Here is a 19,427-nt window from a genome sequence, read left to right as displayed (position 1 = left end):
GATGATGACGATGGGCATCACCTCAAGCGTGGAGCTGGCGCGGCGCCGCGTCTTCGTCATCGGGGCCACCGGCACCATCGGTCAGGCCACGGTGCGCGCGCTGCTGCGCCGAGGTCATGAGGTCGTGTGCTTCGTGCGCCCGCGCGCCGGGGTGGGCGGCCGGCTGTCGTCCGAAGACAGCGCGAAGCTCTTGCGCGGCGCCACGGTGCGCGTGGGTGACGTGTGTGACAGCACTTCGCTGGCGAGAGACGGTTTCTGCGGCGAGCGCTTCGACGTGCTCGTGTCGTGCCTGGCCTCCCGCACCGGCGTACCCAAAGACGCCTGGGCCATCGACCACCGGGCGCATGTGCTGGCCCTGGAGGCAGCAAAGGCGGCCGGCGTGACACAGGTTGTGCTGCTGTCGGCCATCTGTGTGCAGAAGCCCCTGCTGGCGTTCCAGCACGCCAAGCTGGCCTTCGAGAAGACGTTGATCGAATCGGGGCTGAGTTATTCGATCGTGCGCGCCACGGCCTTCTTCAAATCCTTGTCCGGCCAGATCGAACGCGTCAGGGCCGGCAAGCCCTTCGTGGTCTTCGGCGACGGCACGCTCACGGCCTGCAAGCCGATCAGCGACGACGACCTGGGCGCTTACCTGGCGGCCTGCGTGGACGAACCTTCACGCCGCGACCGCGTGATGCCGATCGGCGGGCCAGGCGACGCGATCACGCCGCGCGAGCAAGGCGAGCAGCTCTTCACGCTGCTCGGTCGGCCGGCTCGCTTCAAGCAGGTGCCGGTCGCATTGCTGGACACCATCATCGCGGTGCTCTCGCTGCTCGGTCGTGTCGTGCCGCCGCTGGCCGACAAGGCCGAACTGGCGCGCATCGGCCGCTACTACGCCACCGAATCGATGCTGGTGTGGGACGCGGCCGCCGCCCGCTACGATGCGGAGGCGACGCCTTCCACCGGCTGCGAAACGCTGTTCGACTACTACGCTCGCCTGGTGCGCGGCGAGGGTGTGGCGGAGCGCGGGGACCACGCCGTGTTCTGACGGCATGCCGGTGGCGCCAGCACTCGATGCGAGACGTCCGCACCCGCGGTGCCCGACAATGGCGCATGCTCCCAGAACCAGATTCCGCCTCCGCGCCCGGCCACCCCGGCTCGCCGCTGCTGCACAACCTGAACCCCGAGCAGCTCGCCGCCGTCACGCTGCCGGCGCGGCCGGCGCTCATCCTCGCCGGTGCTGGCTCGGGCAAGACGCGGGTGCTCACCACGCGCATCGCGTGGCTTATACAGACCGGCCAGCTTTCGCCCGGCGGCGTGATGGCCGTGACCTTCACCAACAAGGCCGCGAAAGAGATGCTCACGCGCCTGGGTGCGATGCTGCCCATTCCCGTGCGGGGCATGTGGATCGGCACCTTCCACGGCCTGTGCAACCGCTTCCTGCGTGCGCACTGGAAGCTCGCGGCGCTGCCGCAAGGCTTTCAGATCCTCGACTCGAGCGACCAGCTCTCGGCCGTGAAGCGCGTGGTCAAGGCGATGAACCTCGACGAAGAACGCTTCGTGCCGAAGCAGGTCACGTGGTTCATCGCCGGCCAGAAAGAAGACGGCCGGCGCCCGAAAGACGTGGAAGTGCGCGACGAACAATCGCGCGTGTTGGTGCAGGTGTACCAGGCCTATGAAGACCAGTGCCAGCGTGAAGGCGTGGTCGACTTCGCCGAGCTGATGCTGCGCACCTACGAGCTGATGCGCGACAACCAGGCGCTGCGCGAGCATTACCAGCGGCGCTTCAGGCACATCCTCGTCGACGAATTCCAGGACACCAACAAGCTGCAGTACGCGTGGCTCAAGGTCTTTGCCGGCCCCGACGCTGCCGTGTTCGCCGTGGGTGACGACGACCAGAGCATCTACGCCTTTCGTGGCGCGCAGGTCGGCAACATGGCCTCGTTCGAGCGTGAGTTCAAGGTCGAGCAGGTCATCAAGCTCGAGCGCAACTACCGCTCCTTCGGCAACATTCTCGACAGCGCGAACGAACTGATTTCTCGCAACACACGCCGCCTGGGCAAAAACCTGCGAACCGAGGCCGGCCCGGGCGAGCCGGTGCGCGTGCGCGAAGCCACGAGCGATTTCGCCGAAGCGCAGTGGTTCGTCGAAGAAGCCCAGCAACTGCACCGAGAAGGCACGCCGCGCAGCGACATCGCGCTGCTCTACCGCAGCAACGCGCAGAGCCGCGTGATCGAGAGCGCGCTGTTCAACGCCGGCATGCCATACAAGGTGTACGGTGGCCTGCGCTTCTTCGAGCGCGCCGAGGTCAAGCACGCGTTGAGCTACCTGCGGCTGATCGAGAACCCGAGCGACGACACGAGCTTTCTGCGCGTCGTGAACTTCCCGACCCGCGGCATCGGCGCGCGCACCGTCGAGCAGTTGCAGGACGCGGCGCGCGCCAGCGGCCGCAGCCTCTATCAAAGTGTCGGTGCGCTTTCAGGCAAGGGCGGGGGCAACCTGCAAGCCTTTGTCGCCATGATCGACAAGATGCGCGACGCCACACGCGGCCTCACGCTGCGCGAGATCATCGAGCACATGCTGCACGCTTCAGGCCTGGTCGACTTCTACAAGACCGACAAGGAAGGCCAGGACCGGCTCGAGAACCTGGAAGAACTGGTCAACGCCGCCGAAGGCTTCGTCACGCAGGAAGGCTTCGGCAAGGACGCGGTGGCGCTGCCGGTCGACGAGCATGGCAGCAGCGAGGCAGGCCGCGCCGAGTTCAACACGCCCGGTGCGCAGGCCGCTGAGGGCCGCATCGTCACGCCGCTGCCCGATCTGGCGCCCGACGCCGAAACCGGCGAGATCATGTCGCCGCTGGCCGCCTTTCTCACGCACGCTTCGCTCGAGGCCGGCGACAACCAGGCGCAGGCCGGGCAAGACGCGATCCAGCTGATGACGGTGCACTCGGCCAAAGGCCTGGAGTTCGACTGCGTGTTCATCACCGGGCTCGAAGAAGGCTTGTTCCCGCACGAGAACTCGGCCGCCGATGCCGACGGGCTCGAAGAAGAGCGCCGCCTGATGTACGTGGCGATCACGCGCGCGCGCAAGCGCCTGTACCTGAGCTTCGCGCAGACGCGCATGCTGCACGGCCAGACGCGCTACAACATCAAGAGCCGCTTCTTCGACGAGCTGCCCGAAGCGGCGCTGAAGTGGATCACGCCACGCAACCAGGGCTTCGGCTCGGGCTTCGTGCGCGACTACCAGGCGGCCTGGGCACGCGGTTCGGGCCTGGGTTCGATGGTCGGCGCGGGCAACGTGAGCGGCTTGTCGAACGCCGCCCCGCCGGTGGTGCCCAAGGCGCCGAGCCACGGCCTGCGCTCGGGGCAGGGCGTGTTCCACAACAAGTTCGGCGAAGGCGTGATCGTCACGCTCGAAGGCTCGGGCGTCGATGCGCGCGCGCAGGTCAACTTCGGGCGCCACGGCATGAAGTGGCTGGCCTTGTCGGTGGCGAAGCTGACGCCGGTGAACTAGGCGCTCACCGCGCCCGGCTTGTCTGCCTCGACCACGAAGCGCGCCGCCGTGGTGACGCCGCTCGCCGGGTCGAGCGCATCGCCCACGACCTGCAACTTCACCTGCAACTGCTGCGCGTCGAGCGTGAAGTGCATGTAGCCGCGCTGGTCGCCGCGCCCGTACTTCAAGTGCGGGTTGAAGGCGCGCGCCTTGTCGATGCGGTCTTGGGCCAGGCCCAGGCTCGTGATCGAGGTGCCGCAGAACTCGGTGGCGATGACCTTGCCCGCGGCGTCGTCGAAGTCGGCCTTCAGGTCGGCCACGTAGTTTGTGTGCACGTCGCCGCCGAGCACCACCACGCCGGGCACCTTGCGTTCGGCCACGGTGCCGAGCAGGCGGTTGCGGGCGGGCGCGTAGCCGTCCCAGCCGTCGGTCCAGTAGGTGGCGCCGCCGCTGCTGGCTGGGTCAGTCCAGGAAAAGCGCGCCATGAGGGTCTGCTGGGCCAGCAGGTTCCACGGCCGGTCGAGGCTCCAGCTGTTCGCAAGCCAGCGTTCCTGCTCGCTGCCGAGCAGCGTGCGTTTGGGGTCGAGCAATTCGGGGCAGGACTTCAGCGTCACGGTGTTCGAGCCGCCGCGGTCGGGGCGCGGGCAGGCTTGCACGTTGCGGTACTGGCGGTCGTCGAGCAGGTGGATGCGCGCAAGCCGGCCCCAGTCGAGCCGGCCGGTGATGCGCATGTCGGCGCCGTTCGGCCGCGCCGAGTTGGGGAAGGGCATGTGTTCCCAATACGCCTGGTAGGCGGCGGCGCGCTGCAGCTTGAAATTGGGCTGCAGCGTCTGGCCTTGCAGGTTGGCGTAGTCGTTCGCCACTTCGTGGTCGTCCCACACCACGAGCCAGGGCGCGGCGGCGTGCGCGGCCTGCAGGGCCGGGTCGCTCTTGTGGGTGGCGTAGCGGGCGCGGTACTGGTCGAGCGTGGTCACCGTGGCCTTGCTCTCGGTCTGGCGCACCGAGTCGGGCCGCGATGCGTATTCGTAGATGTAGTCGCCGAGGAACATCACCAGGTCGAGCTCTTCGGCCGCCAGGTGGCGCCACGCGGCGTAGTGCCCCACGTCCCAGCGCTGGCAGCTGGCGATCGCGAACTTGAGCGAAGCGGCCCCAGCCGCCGCCGGCGCGGTGCGGGTGCGGCCGACGGCGCTCTGCTGGCCGAGCGCGAAGAAACGGTACCAGTACCAGTGGCCCGGCTCCAGCCCCGCCACTTCGGCGTGCACGCTGTGGGCCCAGGCGCCTTCGGCGGTTTCGACGCCGAGCGCGGCGATCTCGCGGAATTGTTCGTCACGGGCCAGTTCCCAGCGCACCGGCACGCGTTCGGGCAGGTCGGCGCCGATCAGGCGCGTCCAGAGCACCATGCCGTCGGTGCGCGGCTGGCCCGAGGCCACGCCGAGCGCGAACCGCTGCACGTCGGCGGCGCGCGTGTCGTGCAGCAGCCAAGGGGCGAAGGTAAGGGCGGCCGTGCCTTGCAGCAGGGTGCGGCGCGCGCGCAGCGGCAGGGTCATCGCAGGCCCGGGTTCAGACGCCCACGTCGTCGATCTCGCGGTACACGTCGCGCAGCCAGGCCTTCACACGCTGGCGGTCCATCAGGCCCAGGCCACCGGCGGTCGGGTCTTGCGGGTTCTTGGCTTTCCAGAAGCTGCTGCTGCCGGCGTCGATCTTGTTGATGACGCTGTCGCCGAGCTTCTTCACCGACACCACCTTCGCGCCGAGCTGCATGGCGCGGGCCTGCTCGCCCGACTGTTCGAGCACACTGAAGTCGTTGCCGCGGATCTGGTTGCGCACCAGCACGTACTTCATGCCGGTGCCGAAGCGGTCGAGCAGCTTCTTCAGCAAGTCGACCGAGTCCTTGCCGGAATCCATCACGTGCCAGTAGTGGATGGTCATGCCCATCTCGTCGGCCAGGTTCAACACACCGGCGTCGTCCATCCACTTCACGAGCGGGTCGTGCGTCTGCGCGGCCAGGTCGACGAGCACACGGCGCTCGGGCTGCTCGGCGGCGGCTTCGATGATGCTGTCGAGCGCTTCGATGTTGTCGACCAGCACCGACGAGGCGTAGCCGGAATAGAAGCGCATCAGCGCGCCGTGCGAGCGGTCGGTGTCGAAACCGATGAACGGGATCTCGCGGTCGATCATGTACTGCGCCAGCACGCGCGACATCAGCGACTTGCCGACGCCGCCCTTTTCGCCGCCGATGAAGTGAATGTGGGCCATCAGAAGGTCCTTTTGTCTTGTTGAAGTCGATTGTCCACGGTTCGCGCCGGGCGCTGCAACGGCAGCAACTCGCGTGCCCAGGTGGGCGGTGACACGAAGTGGTCACGCGCTTGTCACGACCCGTTCATGAACGCTTTCTAAGCTCCCGGCCAGCCAGGACTCTCATTCACCCAGCAAGGACATTATGAACAAGGCAGTCGACCTCCCGCTCTCCGCTCTGCACGCCGATGACACCGATCACAACACCTCGGGCAATGCCGACTTCCAGTCGGTGCTCGAAGCCCGCCTGAGCCGCCGCTCGGTGCTGCGTGGCGGCGTGGGCACGGCCGCGACCGCCGTGCTCGGCGGCTGGGGCCTCGCGGCCTGCGGCGGCAGCGACGACGACGAAGTGGCGGCCGCGCCGCCGCCGGCACCGATCACCACCCTGGCCTTCGCCCCCGTGGCCAAGAGCCTGGCCGACGCCGTGAGCGTGCCCGTGGGCTACACCGCCACGCCGATCTACGCGCTGGGCGACCCGTTGACGGCCACCACGCCGGCCTACAAGAACGACGGCACCGACACCGACTACGCCAACCGCGCCGGCGACCACCACGACGGCATGGAGTACTTCGGCCTCAACGCCGCCGGCACCGCGCGCGACGCCAACGGTTCTGACCGTGGCCTGCTGGCGATGAACCACGAAGCCACGAGCAACACGATCGACGTGCGCTCGTACTACCTGCACGCCAACGGCGGCACGCTGAACCCGCGGCCGAAGAGCGAGGCCGACAAGGAAATCCCGGTGCACGGCCTGTCGGTCGTCGAAGTGCGCAAGACCGGCGGCGCCTGGGGTTACGTGCAGGGCTCGGCCTACAACCGGCGTGTCACGCCGCTCACGCCCGTGATGCTGTCGGGCCCGGCCGCCGGCAACGCCTTGCTGAAGACGAAGTACTCGGTCTCGGGCCTGAGCGTGCGTGGCACGCTGAACAACTGCGGCACTGGCTACACGCCCTGGGGCACCTTCCTGACCGGCGAAGAAAACTGGTCGGGTTACTTCACGCGTTCGGCCACCGACAACGCGGCCCGCGCCGACAAGAGCGTGGTCTCGCTCAACCGATACGGCCGCGCACAAGGTGCGGCCAGCCGCCACGGCTGGGAAACGGCGGGCACCGAAGAAGACTACGCACGCTGGATCATCAGCAAAGTCGGCACCAGCACCGACGGCACCGACGACTACCGCAACGAGCTGAACGGCTTCGGCTACATCGTCGAGATGGACGCCTACGACAAGACCGCCGCGATCAAGAAGCGCACCGGCCTCGGCCGCTTCGCGCACGAGAGCGCGTCCTTCAGCAAGCGCAGCGTCGGCAAGCCGCTGGCCGTGTACATGGGCGACGACTCGCGCGGCGAGTACATCTACAAGTTCGTCTCCACCGCCACCTGGATCGCCGCCGACGCGAACCCGGCGAACCGTATCGCCACCGGCGACAAGTACCTCGACAGCGGCAAGCTCTACGTGGCGAAGTTCAATGCCGACGGCAGCGGCACCTGGATCGAGCTCAACATCGCCAACGCCCTGATCGCCGCCTACGCCACCTACACCTTTGCCGACCAGGCAGACGTGCTCGTCAATGCGCGCCTCGCTGCCGACGCGGTCGGCGCCACGAAGATGGACCGCCCCGAGTGGTGCGCCGTGCACCCCGGCACCGGCGAGATCTACTACACGCTCACGAACAACAGCAACCGCAAGCTCGAACCCAGCGGTTCGGGCCAGCAGGGGCTCGACGCCGCCAACCCGCGTTCGTACAGCGACTCGTATGCCGGCGGTGCCGCCGGCGCGCCGGGCAACATCAACGGCCACATCATCCGCATGGCCGAAACGGCCGGCGAGCAGGGCGCCACCACCTTCGCGTGGGACGTGTACCTGTTCGGTGCGCAGTCGGACGCCGACGCCACGAAGATCAACCTGTCGTCGCTCACCGCCGACCAGGACTTCTCGAGCCCCGACGGCCTGTGGTTCAGCCAGAACACCGGCCTGTGCTGGATCCAGACCGACGACGGCTCCTACACCGACACCACCAACTGCATGATGCTCGTGGGCGTGCCCGGCCAGGTGGGCGACGGTGTGGCCACGACGCTCAACTACACCAAGACCGACCTGAGCACGGTGACCATCACCACCCGCGTCGGCAAGAAGCCTGCGGCCGATACGCTGCGCCGCTTCCTCGTCGGCCCGGTCGATTGCGAGCTGACCGGCTGCACCGAAACGCCCGACGGCAAGACGCTGTTCGCGAACATCCAGCACCCGGGCGAAACGCTCGGCGCCGTGGCCGACATCCTCGACCCGAGCAAGTACAAGAGCCACTGGCCGGCCAACGCCGGTTACGGCGCCGGCGGCGCCACGACCGCCCGGCCGCGCTCGGCCACGATCGCGATCACCAAGAACGACGGCGGCCGCATCGGCAGCTGAACGCGCTGCACAGAAGCAAAAAACAGCGACCGGGCGCGGGCCCGGTCTCCTCGAAGAGGAATGGCCACGAGCAAGACGCTCGTGGCCTCTTTTTTTGGGGGAGCAGGATGGGGCGCCGGTTCAGGCCAGTGAGGCTTCGGCCCCGAGGGCAGCGCATGGCTACGGGTTGATCGGGAGGCCGGCGCGTCGCGGCCCGCCTACGATGGCTCGACCACGAACGCGCGGAGGAACCGATGGCTCAAGCCCACCCGCTGGACCGACTGATCGGTGCGCAGATTCCCTCGTTTCGAAGCGCGGCCGAGGTGGCGGCCTTCGAGGCCGTGCCTTACGCCGAGCGCATCAAGGCCCAGAGCACGTACGAAGCCCTGCAACTCGGTGCGGCGGTCGACCCCGATGCGGCGGCGATCCGCTTCCTGAGCAAGGGCGACCCGGAAGAAACGCCGGTCACGGTCAGCTACGCGCAGTTCATGGCACGGGTCACGCAGTCGGCCAACCTCTTCGGCCAGCTCGGCGTGGGCCCGAACGATGTGGTCAGCTTCCTGATGCCGCTCGTGCCGCAGACCTTCTTCGCGCTGTTCGGCGCGCAGGCGGCGGGCATCGCCAACCCGGTGAACCCGCTGCTCTCGGCGGCGCAGATCGGCGAGATCCTGCGCGCAGTGAATACGAAGGTGCTGGTCGCGCTCGGCCCGGTGCCGGGCACCGACATCTGGAGCAAGGTGCAGCAGATCAGGGGCCAGTTGCCGAACCTGAAGGCCATCGTCGTGGTGCACGGCGCGGCCGACGAAGCCAACGCGGTCTACAACTTCGACGCGATGGTCGGCCACTTCCCGGCCGACCGCCTGACCAGCGGCCGATGCATCCAGGCCAGCGACGCGGCCGGCTACTTCCACACCGGTGGCACCACCGGCACGCCCAAGCTCGTGCGCCACAGTCACGCCAACCAGGTCTACCAGGCCTGGGTGATGAACCTGATGCTGCCCTTCGGCCCCGGCTGCAACCTGCTGTTCGGCCTGCCACTGTTTCACGTCGGCGGCGCGCTCACACAAGGGCTGGCGCCGCTCGCGGGCGGCAACACACTCGTCGTGCTGGCGCCTTCGGGCTGGCGCGAAGTGAACGCGATCCGCAACGTGTGGCGCCTGGTCGAGCGCTACAAGCCCGAAGTGTTCGGCGGCGTGCCCACGGTGCTGGCCGCGGCGATCCAGGTGCCGGTGGGCTTGGCCGACACCTCGAGCATCCGCTGCGCGTCGGGCGGTGGCTCGGCCATACCGGTGGCGGTGGGCAAGGTCTACACCGAACAGCTCAAGGTGCCGGTGCTCGAGGTCTACGGCATGACCGAAACCTCGAGCGTGCACACCATCGCCTACCGCGACCGGCCGGTGCGGCTGGGTTCTGCGGGGCACCCGGTGCCTTACAGCCAGGTGCGCATCGTGAAGGTCGACGGCGAAGGCTGCCTGACCGGCGCGTGCGCGACGAACGAGATCGGCGTCGTCGCGATGGCCGGGCCGGGGGTGTTCTCGGGCTACCTGAGCGCAGAGCACAACCGTGGCGCGTTCGTCGAACCCGGCTGGGTCAATTCCGGCGACCTGGGCCGGCTCGACGAAGACGGTTACCTGTGGATCACCGGCCGCGCCAAAGACCTGATCATCCGCGGCGGCCACAACATCGACCCGCTGGCGATCGAAGAGGTGTTCTTCCAGCACCCCGGTGTGGCGCTGGTGGCCGTGGTGGGCGAGCCCGATGCGTATGCCGGTGAACTGCCGGTCGCGTTCGTGCAGCTCAAACCCGGCGTGGCGCTCGACGCCGGCGAACTGACCGAGTTCGTGCGCGACAGAACACCTGAGCGCGCCGCCGTGCCGGTGCAGGTGTACTTCATCGACGCGATCCCGCTCACGGCGGTGGGCAAGGTCTTCAAGCCGGCCTTGCGCTGGGACGCGGCGCAGCGCGCCGTGGGCCGCATGCTGGCCGACCTCGTGCCGGCAGGTGCCACGCTCGCTGTCGAAGCCGGGCCGCACGCGGTGCATGGCGGTCTGATCAGCGTGCACATCACCGGCGTGGCCGATGGGGCACGCGCGTCACTCGCGCAGCACGTCGACCAGCGGCTCGACCCGCTGGTGACGAAGCATGAAATCGTGTGGGGCTGAACCTCAGGGCTTCTTCGCGGCCAGCAACTCGCCGACCCAGCCGTCGACCGCGCGTTCCAGCACCGGCAGCGGCACCGAGCCCTGGTCGAGCACCATGCGGTGGAACTGGCGGATGTCGAAGCGCGCGCCGAGCTTTGCCTTCGCGCGGTCACGCAGCTCGATGATCTTCAGCTCGCCCGTCATGTAGGCCAGCGCCTGGGCCGGCCACGAGTAGTAGCGGTCGACCTCGGAGTTCACGAAGTTCGGCTCCCAGCCGGTGCGCTCGATCATGTAGTCGACCGCCTGCTGGCGGCTCCAGCCGAGCGCGTGGATGCCGGTGTCGACCACCAGCCGCGCGGCGCGCAGCGCCTGCCACTGCAGGTGGCCGAAGCGGCTCAGCGGGTCCTTGTACAGCCCGAGGTCGAAACCCAGCGTTTCAGCGTACAGCGCCCAGCCTTCGCCGAACACGTTGTAGCCGCCGCCGCGCCGAAAGCGCGGCAGCTCGCCGAGCTCGACCGCGCGGGCGATCTGCAGGTGGTGGCCCGGCACGGCCTCGTGCGCGACCAGCGTTTCCATGGCCCAGATCGGGCGCTTGCCGAAGGCCTGCGCGTTCGCGTTGAACCAGCCGGCGCGCGTGCCGTCGAGCCCCGGGCCGGTGTAGTACTCGGCGCGGTCGGTGCTGAAGTGCGAAGGCATCGCGCGCACCCCATAGGGCGCGCGCGGCAGTTCGGCAAACAGCTTCGGCAGCTCGGGGTCGATGCGTTTGGCGATGTCGCGGTAACCGGCGAGCAGCGCTTCGGCGCTCTTGTGAAAGTACTTCGGGTCGGTGTTCAGGTGGTTCACGAAAGCCGCGAAGCCGCCTTCGAACTTCACCTCTTTCATCACCGCTTCCATTTCGGCGCGCAGGCGCGTCATTTCGCGCTGGCCGATGGCGTGGATCTGCGCCGGCGTCTGTTCGGTGGTGGTGCTCGACAGCACCTGCGCCGCATACACCTCGGCGCCACCCGGGTAACTGCCGAGCGCGCCACTGGCCGGCGCGGCGGGCAGGTATTCGTCGACCACGAAAGCACGTAGGCGGCGCAGCGCCGGTTCCACCTGGTCCTTGATCGCACGCCGGGCCTGTGCGCGAAGCGCTTCCTGCTCGGCGACCGGAATGTCCTTGCCCAGCCGCGTGAACGGTTCAAAGAACGGGCTCTTGTCGATCTCGGCCGCAAACTGCCCGTCGATCGCCGGCAGCACCCGCTCGAGCACGGCGCGCGGCGGCACCCAGCGCAAGCGCATGCCTTCGCGCAACCACATCAGTTCCTGATCCACCCGCTTCGGCCAGGCCGCCATGCGCGCGAGCATCTGCTCGACCTCGCGGCGCTGGCTCACCGGGCTGGCGCCCAGCAGGTCGGCGAAGTCGGTGTGAAAGCCGCTGAGCGCACCCAGGCTCATGGTGCGGAAGCCGACGAAGGGTTCGAAGCGCAACTGCTCTTCGAGTTGCAGCACGAAGATGTCGAGCGAGACACGGTCTTTCGGCGAAAGGCTGTCGCGGCGGATCGCCCGCGCGGCGGCCAGGTCGCTGCGGGCCTGGGCGTGGATGGCCACGTCGGCCTCGCGCGAAGCGTCTCCGAGCCGGTCACCGTAGCGGTGGTCGCCGGTGAAGGTGGCCCACTCGGGGAAGGTCTTCATCGACCATTCCCAGCGCGCGTCGAAAAGCGCGTGCAGGCGTTTGGTTTCGGCCGGGTCGGCGGTGTCGGCGGCGCGCGCGGGTTGCAGCGCGAACACAAGCGCGGCACCGGCCGCGACCAGCGCTTTCAGGATGACGCGGTACTTCAATCTGTGGCCCCGCTGTGTGAACAAGCGGGCGACGCTAGCGCAGGCCGGACGTGAGCGCAATCCTCACGGCGGAGCATCGACGCTAACGCAACAGATGCACGGCCAGCCCGATTGCCGCGCAGGCCGCGATCACCTCGATCACGCCGCGCTTGAAGCGCAGCAAGGCCACGGCCGCGCCGAGTGCGATCAGCGCCGACACCGCGTCGAACGGGCCCGACCAGCCTGTCGGCCACAGCACGTGGTAGCCGAAGAAGAGCGCGAGGTTCAGGATCACACCGACCACGGCGGCGGTGATCGCGGTGAGCGGGCCGGTGAACTTCAGGTCGCCGTGGGTGGCTTCCACCAGCGGCCCGCCGGCCAGGATGAACAGGAACGAAGGCAGGAAGGTGAACCAGGTGACGAGCGTGGCCGCCACAGCGCCGGCGAGGAAGAGCCGGTCGGTGCCGAACATGGCCGCGAGCTCGCTGCTCTGGTAACCGCCGACGAAGGCGACGAAGGCCACCACCATGATCAGCGGGCCGGGCGTGGTTTCGCCGAGCGCGAGGCCGTCGATCATCTGCGTCGGCGTGAGCCAGCCGTAGCCCGACACGGCGCCCTGGTACACGTAGGGCAACACGGCGTAGGCGCCGCCGAAGGTCAGCAGCGCGGCCTTGGTGAAGAACCAGCCCATCTGCGTGAGCGTGCCGGCCCAGCCTTGCAGCGCGTAGAGCAGCGCCATCGGCGTGGCCCAGAGCACGGCGCCGGCGGCCACGAGCGCCAAGAGCCGCGAAGGCTTGAAGCGCGCGTGCGCCGGCGTGGGTGTGTCGTCGTCGATCAGCGCGGCGCCGAACGACTTTGCGGCTGAACCGTGCGCACCACCGGCACGAAAGTGCTCCGGCGCCACACGCCCGCCGACGTAGCCGACCAGCGCGGCCACGGCCACGATCGCCGGGAAGGGCGTGTTCAGCGCGAAGATCGCGACGAACGAGGCGGCGGCAATGGCCCACAGCACGTTGTTCTTCAGCGCTCGCGAGCCGATGCGGTGCGCCGCCTGCACCACGATGGCCGTGACGGCAGGCTTGATCCCGTAGAAAAGCCCCGCCACCAAGGGCACGTTGCCGAAGGCGATGTAGACCCACGACAGCGCGATCAGGATGAACAGCGACGGCAGCACGAACAGCGCGCCGGCCACGACGCCACCCCAGCTGCGGTGCATCAGCCAGCCGATGTAGGTGGCGAGCTGCTGCGCCTCGGGGCCAGGCAGCACCATGCAGTAGTTGAGCGCGTGCAGGAAGCGCCGCTCGCTGATCCAGCGGCGGCGCTCGACCAGCTCGGTGTGCATGATCGCGATCTGCCCGGCCGGCCCGCCGAAGCTCACGAAGCCGAGCCTGAGCCAGAAGCGGAAGGCCTCGCCGAAACTCACCGCCGGCGGCGGTGCACCGGTTTCCAAGCCGCGTTACCCGCGCCCCACGAACGGCATCTTCGTCGCCATCACCGTCATGAACTGCACGTTGGCTTCGAGCGGCAGGCTGGCCATGTGCACCACGGCGTTGGCCACCACGCTCAGGTCCATGCGAGGCTCGACCATCATGCTGCCGTTGGCCTGCGGCACGCCGGTCGTCATGCGCTGGGTCATCTCGCTGGCGGCGTTGCCGATGTCGATCTGGCCGCAGGCGATGTCGTGGGCGCGGCCGTCGAGCGAGGTCGCTTTCGTGAGGCCGGTGATCGCGTGTTTGGTGGCCGTGTAGGGCGCGCTGAACGGCCGCGGCGCGTAGGCCGAGATCGAGCCGTTGTTGATGATGCGGCCGCCGCGCGGGCTCTGGCTCTTCATCATCCTGAAGGCCTGTTGGGTGCACAGGAACACGGCGGTCAGGTTGATGTCGACCACGGCCTTCCACTGCTCGAACGTCAGCTCGTCCATCGGGATCGCGGGTGCGCCCGTGCCGGCGTTGTTGAAGAGCACGTCGAGGCGGCCGTACTTCTGGTGCACCGTGTCGAACAGCGCTTTCACGGCGGCCGGGTCGGTGGCGTCGGTGGGCACGGCCAGGGCGTTGCCGGCGAGCGCGCCGGCCATCGTGGCGGTTTCTTGCAGCGCGTCGGCGCGGCGCCCGGCCAGCACCACGTGGTAGCCGGCGTTGATGAGTGCGAGCGAACTGGCACGGCCGATGCCGCTGCCGGCGCCGGTGACGAGGGCGATCTTCATCATGGTCTCCTGGGGTTGTCGTGGGTTCGTTCGGTCGGTCAGTCGAACGGCGGTGGGTCGGCGGGCACCGGCGGCGCAGCGGGCGCGACGGCTTCGAAACAGTCGGCAAAAGTGAAGTAGAGCGAAGCGTAGAACACCGTCGTCAGCATCAGCGAGAACGGCGTGGCCGCCAGCGCGAACAGCGGCAACTGGCCGAGCAGGTGGAACACCGTGCTGCCGAGCGTGGCGAACAGCAGCACCGCCGCCACCCAGGTGAGCATGTAGACGGTGAAGGCGCCCTTGTTGCGCCAGCAGGCCAGCGTGCTCGAGAAGAGCGACTGCGCGCAGCCCTGGCCACCCCAGTACACCAGCGCCGGGGCGTGCCAGAAGGGCACCGAGAGCAGGCCGGTCAGGCCGGTGCGGATCAGCAGGCCCTGGCTGAGGCGCGGGTCGGCCAGCGCGGCGTTGAAGGCGGCGGGCTTGGTCTGCACCTCGGGCAAAGCTTCCATCAGCGCGTCGAAGGCGCCACCGTCGACCAGGTCGCTCAGCGACAGGATGGCGAAGGTCGTGACCGCATAGATCGCGCCGAGCTTGAACATGGCCAGGCGGCGCGGCCGGTCCATGCGCAGCGGCTGCGCCAGGGCGCCCGGCGACGCCAGCTCGCCGGCGAGTGCTGCCTTGGTGGCGAGCATGAACATCAGCGTGACCATCGGCAGCAGCGCGAGCAGCAGCACCGAGCCGATCAGCGGCAGCAGCGCCAGCGCGAACACCACGAACATGAACATCGCGAACAGCGCGGCGAAGACCATCGGCCGCTTGAAGAACACGGCGAAACCCTGGCGGGCCCAGGCAGAGCCGCGGGCGGCGGGAACGGTCTTGAGGGTGAAGGGGATCATGCGGCAGAGGTCTCGGCGCGTGCAAAGTGCCAGGGTGCGGCCACACGTTCGCGCAGCACCCGCTCGAAGTGGCGCGGGTCGTGGGCCGTGAGCAGGCTGGCGTCGCGCGGCAGGTGCAGGTCCCACAGGCGCGAGAGCCAGAAGCGCAAGGCGGCCGAGCGCATCAGCGCCGGCATCAGGCGCAGCTCGCCGCTGGCGAGCGGGCGCACGGCGTCGTAGGCGGCCACGAACGCGGTGGCCCGTTCTTCGACCAGCCGGCCCGAGTCGAGATCGATGCACCAGTCGTTCAGGCACACGGCGATGTCGAACAAGAAAGCGTCATCGCCGGCGAAATAGAAGTCGAACAGGCCGCTGAGCACGTCGGCGCCATCTTCGCCGGGCTCGAACATCACGTTGTCGCGGAACAGGTCGGCGTGGATCGCGCCGCGCGGCAAGGCGGTGTAGGCGGCCGAGCCAGCCACCTGCAGCGCGAACGCGAGCTCGCTCTCGATCAGGGTGCGCTGCTCGGGCGTGAGGTAGGGCAGCACCACGGGCACGGTCTCGGCCCACCACGCGGCGCCGCGCAGGTTGGGCTGGTGCTTCGCGAAGTCGGCGCCGGCGATGTGCATGAGGGCCAGCACGTTGCCGACGCTGGTGCAGTGCGAAGCCGCGGGCGCGAGCTGGTGCCCGCCCGTCAGCCGGTCGACCACGGCGGCGGGCTTGCCGAGCAGCGTGTGCAGGATCGTGCCGGAAGCGTCGGCTTTCGGGTCGGGCACCGGAATGCCGCGCCCGGCCAGGTGTTGCATCAGGTGCAGGTAGTACGGCAGCTGTTCGTGCGTGAGCCGCTCGAACAAGGTCAGCACGTAGCGGCCACGGTTCGTGTCGACGAAGTAGTTGGTGTTCTCGATGCCGCTGCGGATGCCGTTCAGCGCTGTGAGTTCGCCGATGTGCAACCGGTCAACGAGCGCGGCCGCCTCGGCGTGCGAGACCTCGGTGTAGACCGCCACGGCCGTCAGAACTGGAGCACGTTCCAGACGCGCTTGCCGGCCGAGCTGCGAGCGCCGCCGGTGCCGTCGAAAGCATCGCGTGCAGCGTCGCCGGTCATGATCTCGTAGCTCTTGCGGATGCCGAATTTCGGCGTGACGACGATGCGCTGCGCTTCGCCGCGCACCCGCAGCTCTTCGATGCGGCTGCCCTCGTCTTCGATCACGGTGCGCTTGACCTCGGGCTCGCCGTCGCGGCGGGCCGGCTCGACGCTGGCTGCGACCGGGCTTTTCGCCGCCGCGTTGGTCTGGGGCTGGGTCTGGGCCTGCGCCTGCGCCTGCGCCGCTGCGCAAAGGCAGAACGCGGCCAGCACGGGCCCGAGCGCAAATGTCGAGTTCATGCGCCATTCTAGGTTGCCGCTGTCGGAGGCCCGGCCCGAGACAGCACAATGGCCCCATGAGCGACAAAACCTTGCTGCTGGTCGACGGTTCCAGCTACCTCTACCGTGCCTTTCACGCCTTGCCCGACCTGCGCGGCCCGGGCAACGTGCCGACGGGTGCGCTGCGCGGCGTGGTCTCGATGCTCAAGCTGTTGCGCGAGCAGCACCCGGCCGCGCTCGGCGCCTGCGTGTTCGACGCCAAGGGCAAGACCTTTCGCGACGACTGGTACGCCGAGTACAAGGCGAACCGTGCGTCGATGCCGGTCGATCTGGCGCAGCAGATCGAGCCGATCCACGAGGCGGTGAAGCTGATGGGCTGGCCGGTGCTCACGGTGCCCGGCATCGAGGCCGACGACACCATCGGCACGCTGTGCAAGGTGGCCACGAGGGCCGGCTTCAAGGTCATCGTCTCGACCGGCGACAAAGACCTGGCGCAACTCGTCGACGACAACGTGACGCTCGTCAACACCATGAGCAACGAGCGGCTCGACCCGCCCGGCGTGCTGGCCAAGTTCGGCGTGGCGCCCTCGGCCATCGTCGACTACCTGACGCTGGTGGGTGACACGGTCGACAACGTGCCCGGTGTCGAGAAGGTCGGCCCCAAGACCGCGGCGAAGTGGATCGCCGAATACGGCTCGCTCGACGGCGTGATCGCCGCAGCGCCTTCGATGAAAGGCGCAGCCGGCGAGAACCTGCGCAAGGCGCTCGACTGGCTGCCCCAAGGGCGCCGGCTCGTCACCGTGGCGACCGACTGCGATCTGACCGACCATGTGCCCGGCTGGCCGGCGTTCGATTCGCTCGCGTTCACGCCGCCCGACGCGCCACGGCTGATCGCGTTCTACGAACGCTACGACTTCAAGACGCTCAAGCGCGAGCTCGAGAACGCTTCGGGCCTCGGCGCGGCGGCGGCCTCGGCCGAGGCCGCGCCGGTGGCGGCGAGCAGCGTCGACAAGCACTACGAAACTGTTCTGAGCTTCGATGCGTTGAACGCCTGGATCGCGAAGATCAAGGCGGCAGCGCTCACCGCCATCGACACCGAAACCGATTCGCTCGACGGCATGCGCGCGCAGATCGTCGGCATCTCGCTCTCGACCGCGCCCGGCGAGGCGGCCTACATTCCGCTGCGCCACACCTACCCCGGCGCGCCCGACCAGTTGCCGGCGGACGAAGTGCTGGCCCTGCTCAAGCCCTGGCTCGAAGATGCTGGCGCCGCCAAGCTCGGCCAGAACATCAAGTACGACACGCACGTGTTCGCCAATGCTGGCATCGCAGTGCAGGGCTACGCGCACGACACCATGCTCGAGAGTTACGTGCTCGAAGCCCACAAGCCGCACAGCCTGGAAAGCCTGGCGCTGCGCCACCTCGGGCGCACCGGCTTGAGCTACGAAGACCTGTGCGGCAAGGGGGCACACCAGATCTCGTTCGCCCAGGTCGAGATCGACAAGGCCTCGGAGTATTCCTGCGAAGACAGCGAGATGACGCTGCACGTTCATGGCAACCTGTGGCCGCAGGTGCAGGCGAGCCCAGGGCTGCTCGACGTGTACCAGCGCATCGAGATGCCGGCCGCGGCGATCCTCGGGCGTATCGAGCGCACCGGCGTCTTGATTGACAGCGCCCGGCTCGCGGTGCAAAGCCATCAGCTCGCCGAGCGCATGGTCGCGCTGGAACAGCAGGCCTACGAGATCGCGGGCCAGCCCTTCAACCTGGGCAGCCCGAAGCAGATCGGCGAGATCCTGTTCGGCAAGCTCGGCCTGCCGGTGAAGAAGAAGACCGCGAGCGGCGCGCCCAGCACCGACGAAGAAGTGCTGGCCGAACTGGCCGCCGACTACCCGCTGCCGGCCAAGCTGCTCGAACACCGCAGCCTGTCGAAGCTGAAGGGAACCTACACCGACAAGCTGCCGCTGATGGTGAACCCGCAGACCGGGCGTGTGCACACCAACTACGCGCAGGCGGTGGCCGTGACCGGGCGCCTGTCGAGCAACGACCCGAACCTGCAGAACATCCCGATCCGCACGCCTGAAGGCCGGCGGGTGCGCGAGGCCTTCATCGCGCCCCCAGGGCATTCGATCCTGAGCGCCGACTACTCGCAGATCGAGCTGCGCATCATGGCGCACATCAGCGGCGACCCGAGCCTGCTGGCCGCCTTCGCCGAAGGCATGGACGTGCACCGCGCCACCGCCAGCGAAGTGTTCCGCGTGTCGGCGGCCGAGGTCACGAGCGAGCAGCGCCGCTACGCGAAGACCATCAACTTCGGCCTGATCTACGGCATGGGCGCGTTCGGCCTGGCGCAGAGCCTGTCGATCGAGCGCAGCGCCGCGGCCACGTACATCGAGCGCTACTTCGAGCGCTTTGCCGGCGTGAAGCGCTACATGGACGAGACCAAGGTGTCGGCGCGGGAGAAGGGTTATGTCGAAACGCTGTTCGGCCGGCGTGTCTACCTGCCCGAGATCAACGGCGGCAACGGCCCGCGCAAGAGCGGCGCCGAGCGCCAGGCCATCAATGCGCCGATGCAGGGCACGGCGGCCGACCTGATCAAGCTCGCGATGATCGCGGTGCAGAAGCTGCTCGACGACGAGCAGCGCGGCACCCGAATGATCATGCAGGTGCACGACGAACTGGTGTTCGAGGTGCCCGAGGCCGAGCTCGGCTGGGCGCGCGAAGCGGTGCCGCGCATCATGGCCTCGGTGGCGGAACTCAAGGTGCCGCTGCTCGCCGAGGTGGGCGTGGGCGCGAACTGGGACGAAGCGCACTGACGGAACCCCCGGCGACGGGTACGCCGCCACTCCCCGAGGGGGTGCGGGACGGCTTGGGGCGGCCCGGCGCTCGGCCCGCTCGCCGCCGCGACGCCGCG

Annotated in this window: 13 protein-coding genes; 5 read left to right on the top strand and 8 right to left on the bottom strand. The window is 68.5% G+C overall.

From position 1 onward, the window contains the following. Positions 1 to 10 precede the first annotated feature (10 nt). Together AC30PD_RS22265 and AC30PD_RS22260 are read left to right on the top strand one after the other, a co-directional pair. Positions 11 to 1,027: an NAD(P)H-binding protein gene (locus tag AC30PD_RS22265; protein ID WP_489537890.1), complete on the top strand. Its 1,017-nt coding sequence runs from the start codon at positions 11 to 13 to the stop codon at positions 1,025 to 1,027. A gap of 65 nt (positions 1,028 to 1,092) precedes the next feature. After that, on the top strand, positions 1,093 to 3,492 hold the full coding sequence (locus AC30PD_RS22260) for a UvrD-helicase domain-containing protein (RefSeq protein WP_489537889.1): 2,400 nt from the start codon (positions 1,093 to 1,095) through the stop codon (positions 3,490 to 3,492). On the opposite strand, the gene AC30PD_RS22255 is transcribed toward AC30PD_RS22260, so the two are convergent. After that, a complete protein-coding gene (locus AC30PD_RS22255) occupies positions 3,489 to 5,018 on the bottom strand; it encodes an alkaline phosphatase D family protein (RefSeq protein WP_489537888.1) in 1,530 nt (509 codons plus the stop codon). The genes AC30PD_RS22260 and AC30PD_RS22255 overlap by 4 nt on opposite strands. Positions 5,019 to 5,031: 13 nt before the next feature. After that, positions 5,032 to 5,727 carry a P-loop NTPase family protein gene (locus AC30PD_RS22250; protein WP_489537887.1) on the bottom strand — a complete coding sequence of 232 codons (696 nt, stop codon included), beginning with the start codon at positions 5,725 to 5,727 and terminating at the stop codon, positions 5,032 to 5,034. A gap of 184 nt (positions 5,728 to 5,911) precedes the next feature. Between AC30PD_RS22250 and AC30PD_RS22245 the strand changes: the two genes are divergently transcribed. Both AC30PD_RS22245 and AC30PD_RS22240 read left to right on the top strand, forming a co-directional pair. After that, on the top strand, positions 5,912 to 8,176 hold the full coding sequence (locus AC30PD_RS22245; protein ID WP_489537886.1) for a PhoX family protein: 2,265 nt from the start codon (positions 5,912 to 5,914) through the stop codon (positions 8,174 to 8,176). 233 nt (positions 8,177 to 8,409) lie between these two features. Beyond that, a complete protein-coding gene (locus AC30PD_RS22240) occupies positions 8,410 to 10,317 on the top strand; it encodes an acyl-CoA synthetase (protein ID WP_489537885.1) in 1,908 nt (635 codons plus the stop codon). Positions 10,318 to 10,320: 3 nt separating this feature from the next. Here the strand turns inward: AC30PD_RS22240 and AC30PD_RS22235 are convergent, their stop codons facing one another. The 6 genes from AC30PD_RS22235 to AC30PD_RS22210 all read right to left on the bottom strand — a co-directional run bounded on the left by AC30PD_RS22235 (position 10,321) and on the right by AC30PD_RS22210 (position 16,537). Continuing rightward, positions 10,321 to 12,117 (bottom strand): DUF885 domain-containing protein, encoded by a 1,797-nt coding sequence (locus tag AC30PD_RS22235; protein ID WP_489537884.1) that lies wholly within the window; start codon positions 12,115 to 12,117, stop codon positions 10,321 to 10,323. Positions 12,118 to 12,199: 82 nt separating this feature from the next. Continuing rightward, complete coding sequence (gene chrA / locus AC30PD_RS22230; protein WP_489537883.1) at positions 12,200 to 13,546, bottom strand: chromate efflux transporter; 1,347 nt, start codon at positions 13,544 to 13,546, stop codon at positions 12,200 to 12,202. Positions 13,547 to 13,552: 6 nt separating this feature from the next. Beyond that, on the bottom strand, positions 13,553 to 14,302 hold the full coding sequence (locus tag AC30PD_RS22225; protein WP_489537882.1) for an SDR family oxidoreductase: 750 nt from the start codon (positions 14,300 to 14,302) through the stop codon (positions 13,553 to 13,555). Positions 14,303 to 14,337: 35 nt separating this feature from the next. Beyond that, positions 14,338 to 15,174, bottom strand: a complete 837-nt coding sequence (locus tag AC30PD_RS22220) for a BPSS1780 family membrane protein (RefSeq protein ID WP_489537881.1) — start codon at positions 15,172 to 15,174, stop codon at positions 14,338 to 14,340. Next, entirely contained in the window at positions 15,171 to 16,160 is a 990-nt protein-coding gene (locus AC30PD_RS22215) for a homoserine kinase (RefSeq protein WP_489537880.1), read from the bottom strand. The genes AC30PD_RS22220 and AC30PD_RS22215 overlap by 4 nt, the downstream gene beginning before the upstream one ends. 5 nt (positions 16,161 to 16,165) lie before the next feature. Further along, positions 16,166 to 16,537, bottom strand: a complete 372-nt coding sequence (locus AC30PD_RS22210; protein ID WP_489537879.1) for a hypothetical protein — start codon at positions 16,535 to 16,537, stop codon at positions 16,166 to 16,168. Between the two features lie 56 nt (positions 16,538 to 16,593). On the opposite strand from AC30PD_RS22210, the gene polA reads away from it, so the two are divergent. Continuing rightward, positions 16,594 to 19,329, top strand: a complete 2,736-nt coding sequence (gene polA / locus AC30PD_RS22205) for a DNA polymerase I (protein WP_489537878.1) — start codon at positions 16,594 to 16,596, stop codon at positions 19,327 to 19,329. The last annotated feature ends 98 nt before the right edge of the window (positions 19,330 to 19,427 follow it).

Source organism: Rhizobacter sp. (assembly GCF_032229685.1).
In the GTDB taxonomy this organism is placed as follows: Bacteria; Pseudomonadota; Gammaproteobacteria; order Burkholderiales; family Burkholderiaceae_C; genus LMDS01.
The sequence above is the reverse complement of the archived record's forward strand: the minus strand, read 5'-3'. Positions and strand labels throughout refer to the sequence as shown.

Bases quoted from the DNA above. Each gene is read 5' to 3' on its own strand.
- AC30PD_RS22255 (WP_489537888.1), bottom strand. From the start codon at position 5,018: ATGACCCTGCCGCTGCGCGCGCGCCGCACCCTGCTGCAAGGCACGGCC.
- AC30PD_RS22210 (WP_489537879.1), bottom strand. From the start codon at position 16,537: ATGAACTCGACATTTGCGCTCGGGCCCGTGCTGGCCGCGTTCTGCCTT.
- AC30PD_RS22240 (WP_489537885.1), top strand. From the start codon at position 8,410: ATGGCTCAAGCCCACCCGCTGGACCGACTGATCGGTGCGCAGATTCCC.
- AC30PD_RS22225 (WP_489537882.1), bottom strand. From the start codon at position 14,302: ATGATGAAGATCGCCCTCGTCACCGGCGCCGGCAGCGGCATCGGCCGT.
- AC30PD_RS22265 (WP_489537890.1), top strand. From the start codon at position 11: ATGGGCATCACCTCAAGCGTGGAGCTGGCGCGGCGCCGCGTCTTCGTC.
- AC30PD_RS22245 (WP_489537886.1), top strand. From the start codon at position 5,912: ATGAACAAGGCAGTCGACCTCCCGCTCTCCGCTCTGCACGCCGATGAC.
- AC30PD_RS22220 (WP_489537881.1), bottom strand. From the start codon at position 15,174: ATGATCCCCTTCACCCTCAAGACCGTTCCCGCCGCCCGCGGCTCTGCC.
- AC30PD_RS22260 (WP_489537889.1), top strand. From the start codon at position 1,093: ATGCTCCCAGAACCAGATTCCGCCTCCGCGCCCGGCCACCCCGGCTCG.
- polA (WP_489537878.1), top strand. From the start codon at position 16,594: ATGAGCGACAAAACCTTGCTGCTGGTCGACGGTTCCAGCTACCTCTAC.
- AC30PD_RS22250 (WP_489537887.1), bottom strand. From the start codon at position 5,727: ATGGCCCACATTCACTTCATCGGCGGCGAAAAGGGCGGCGTCGGCAAG.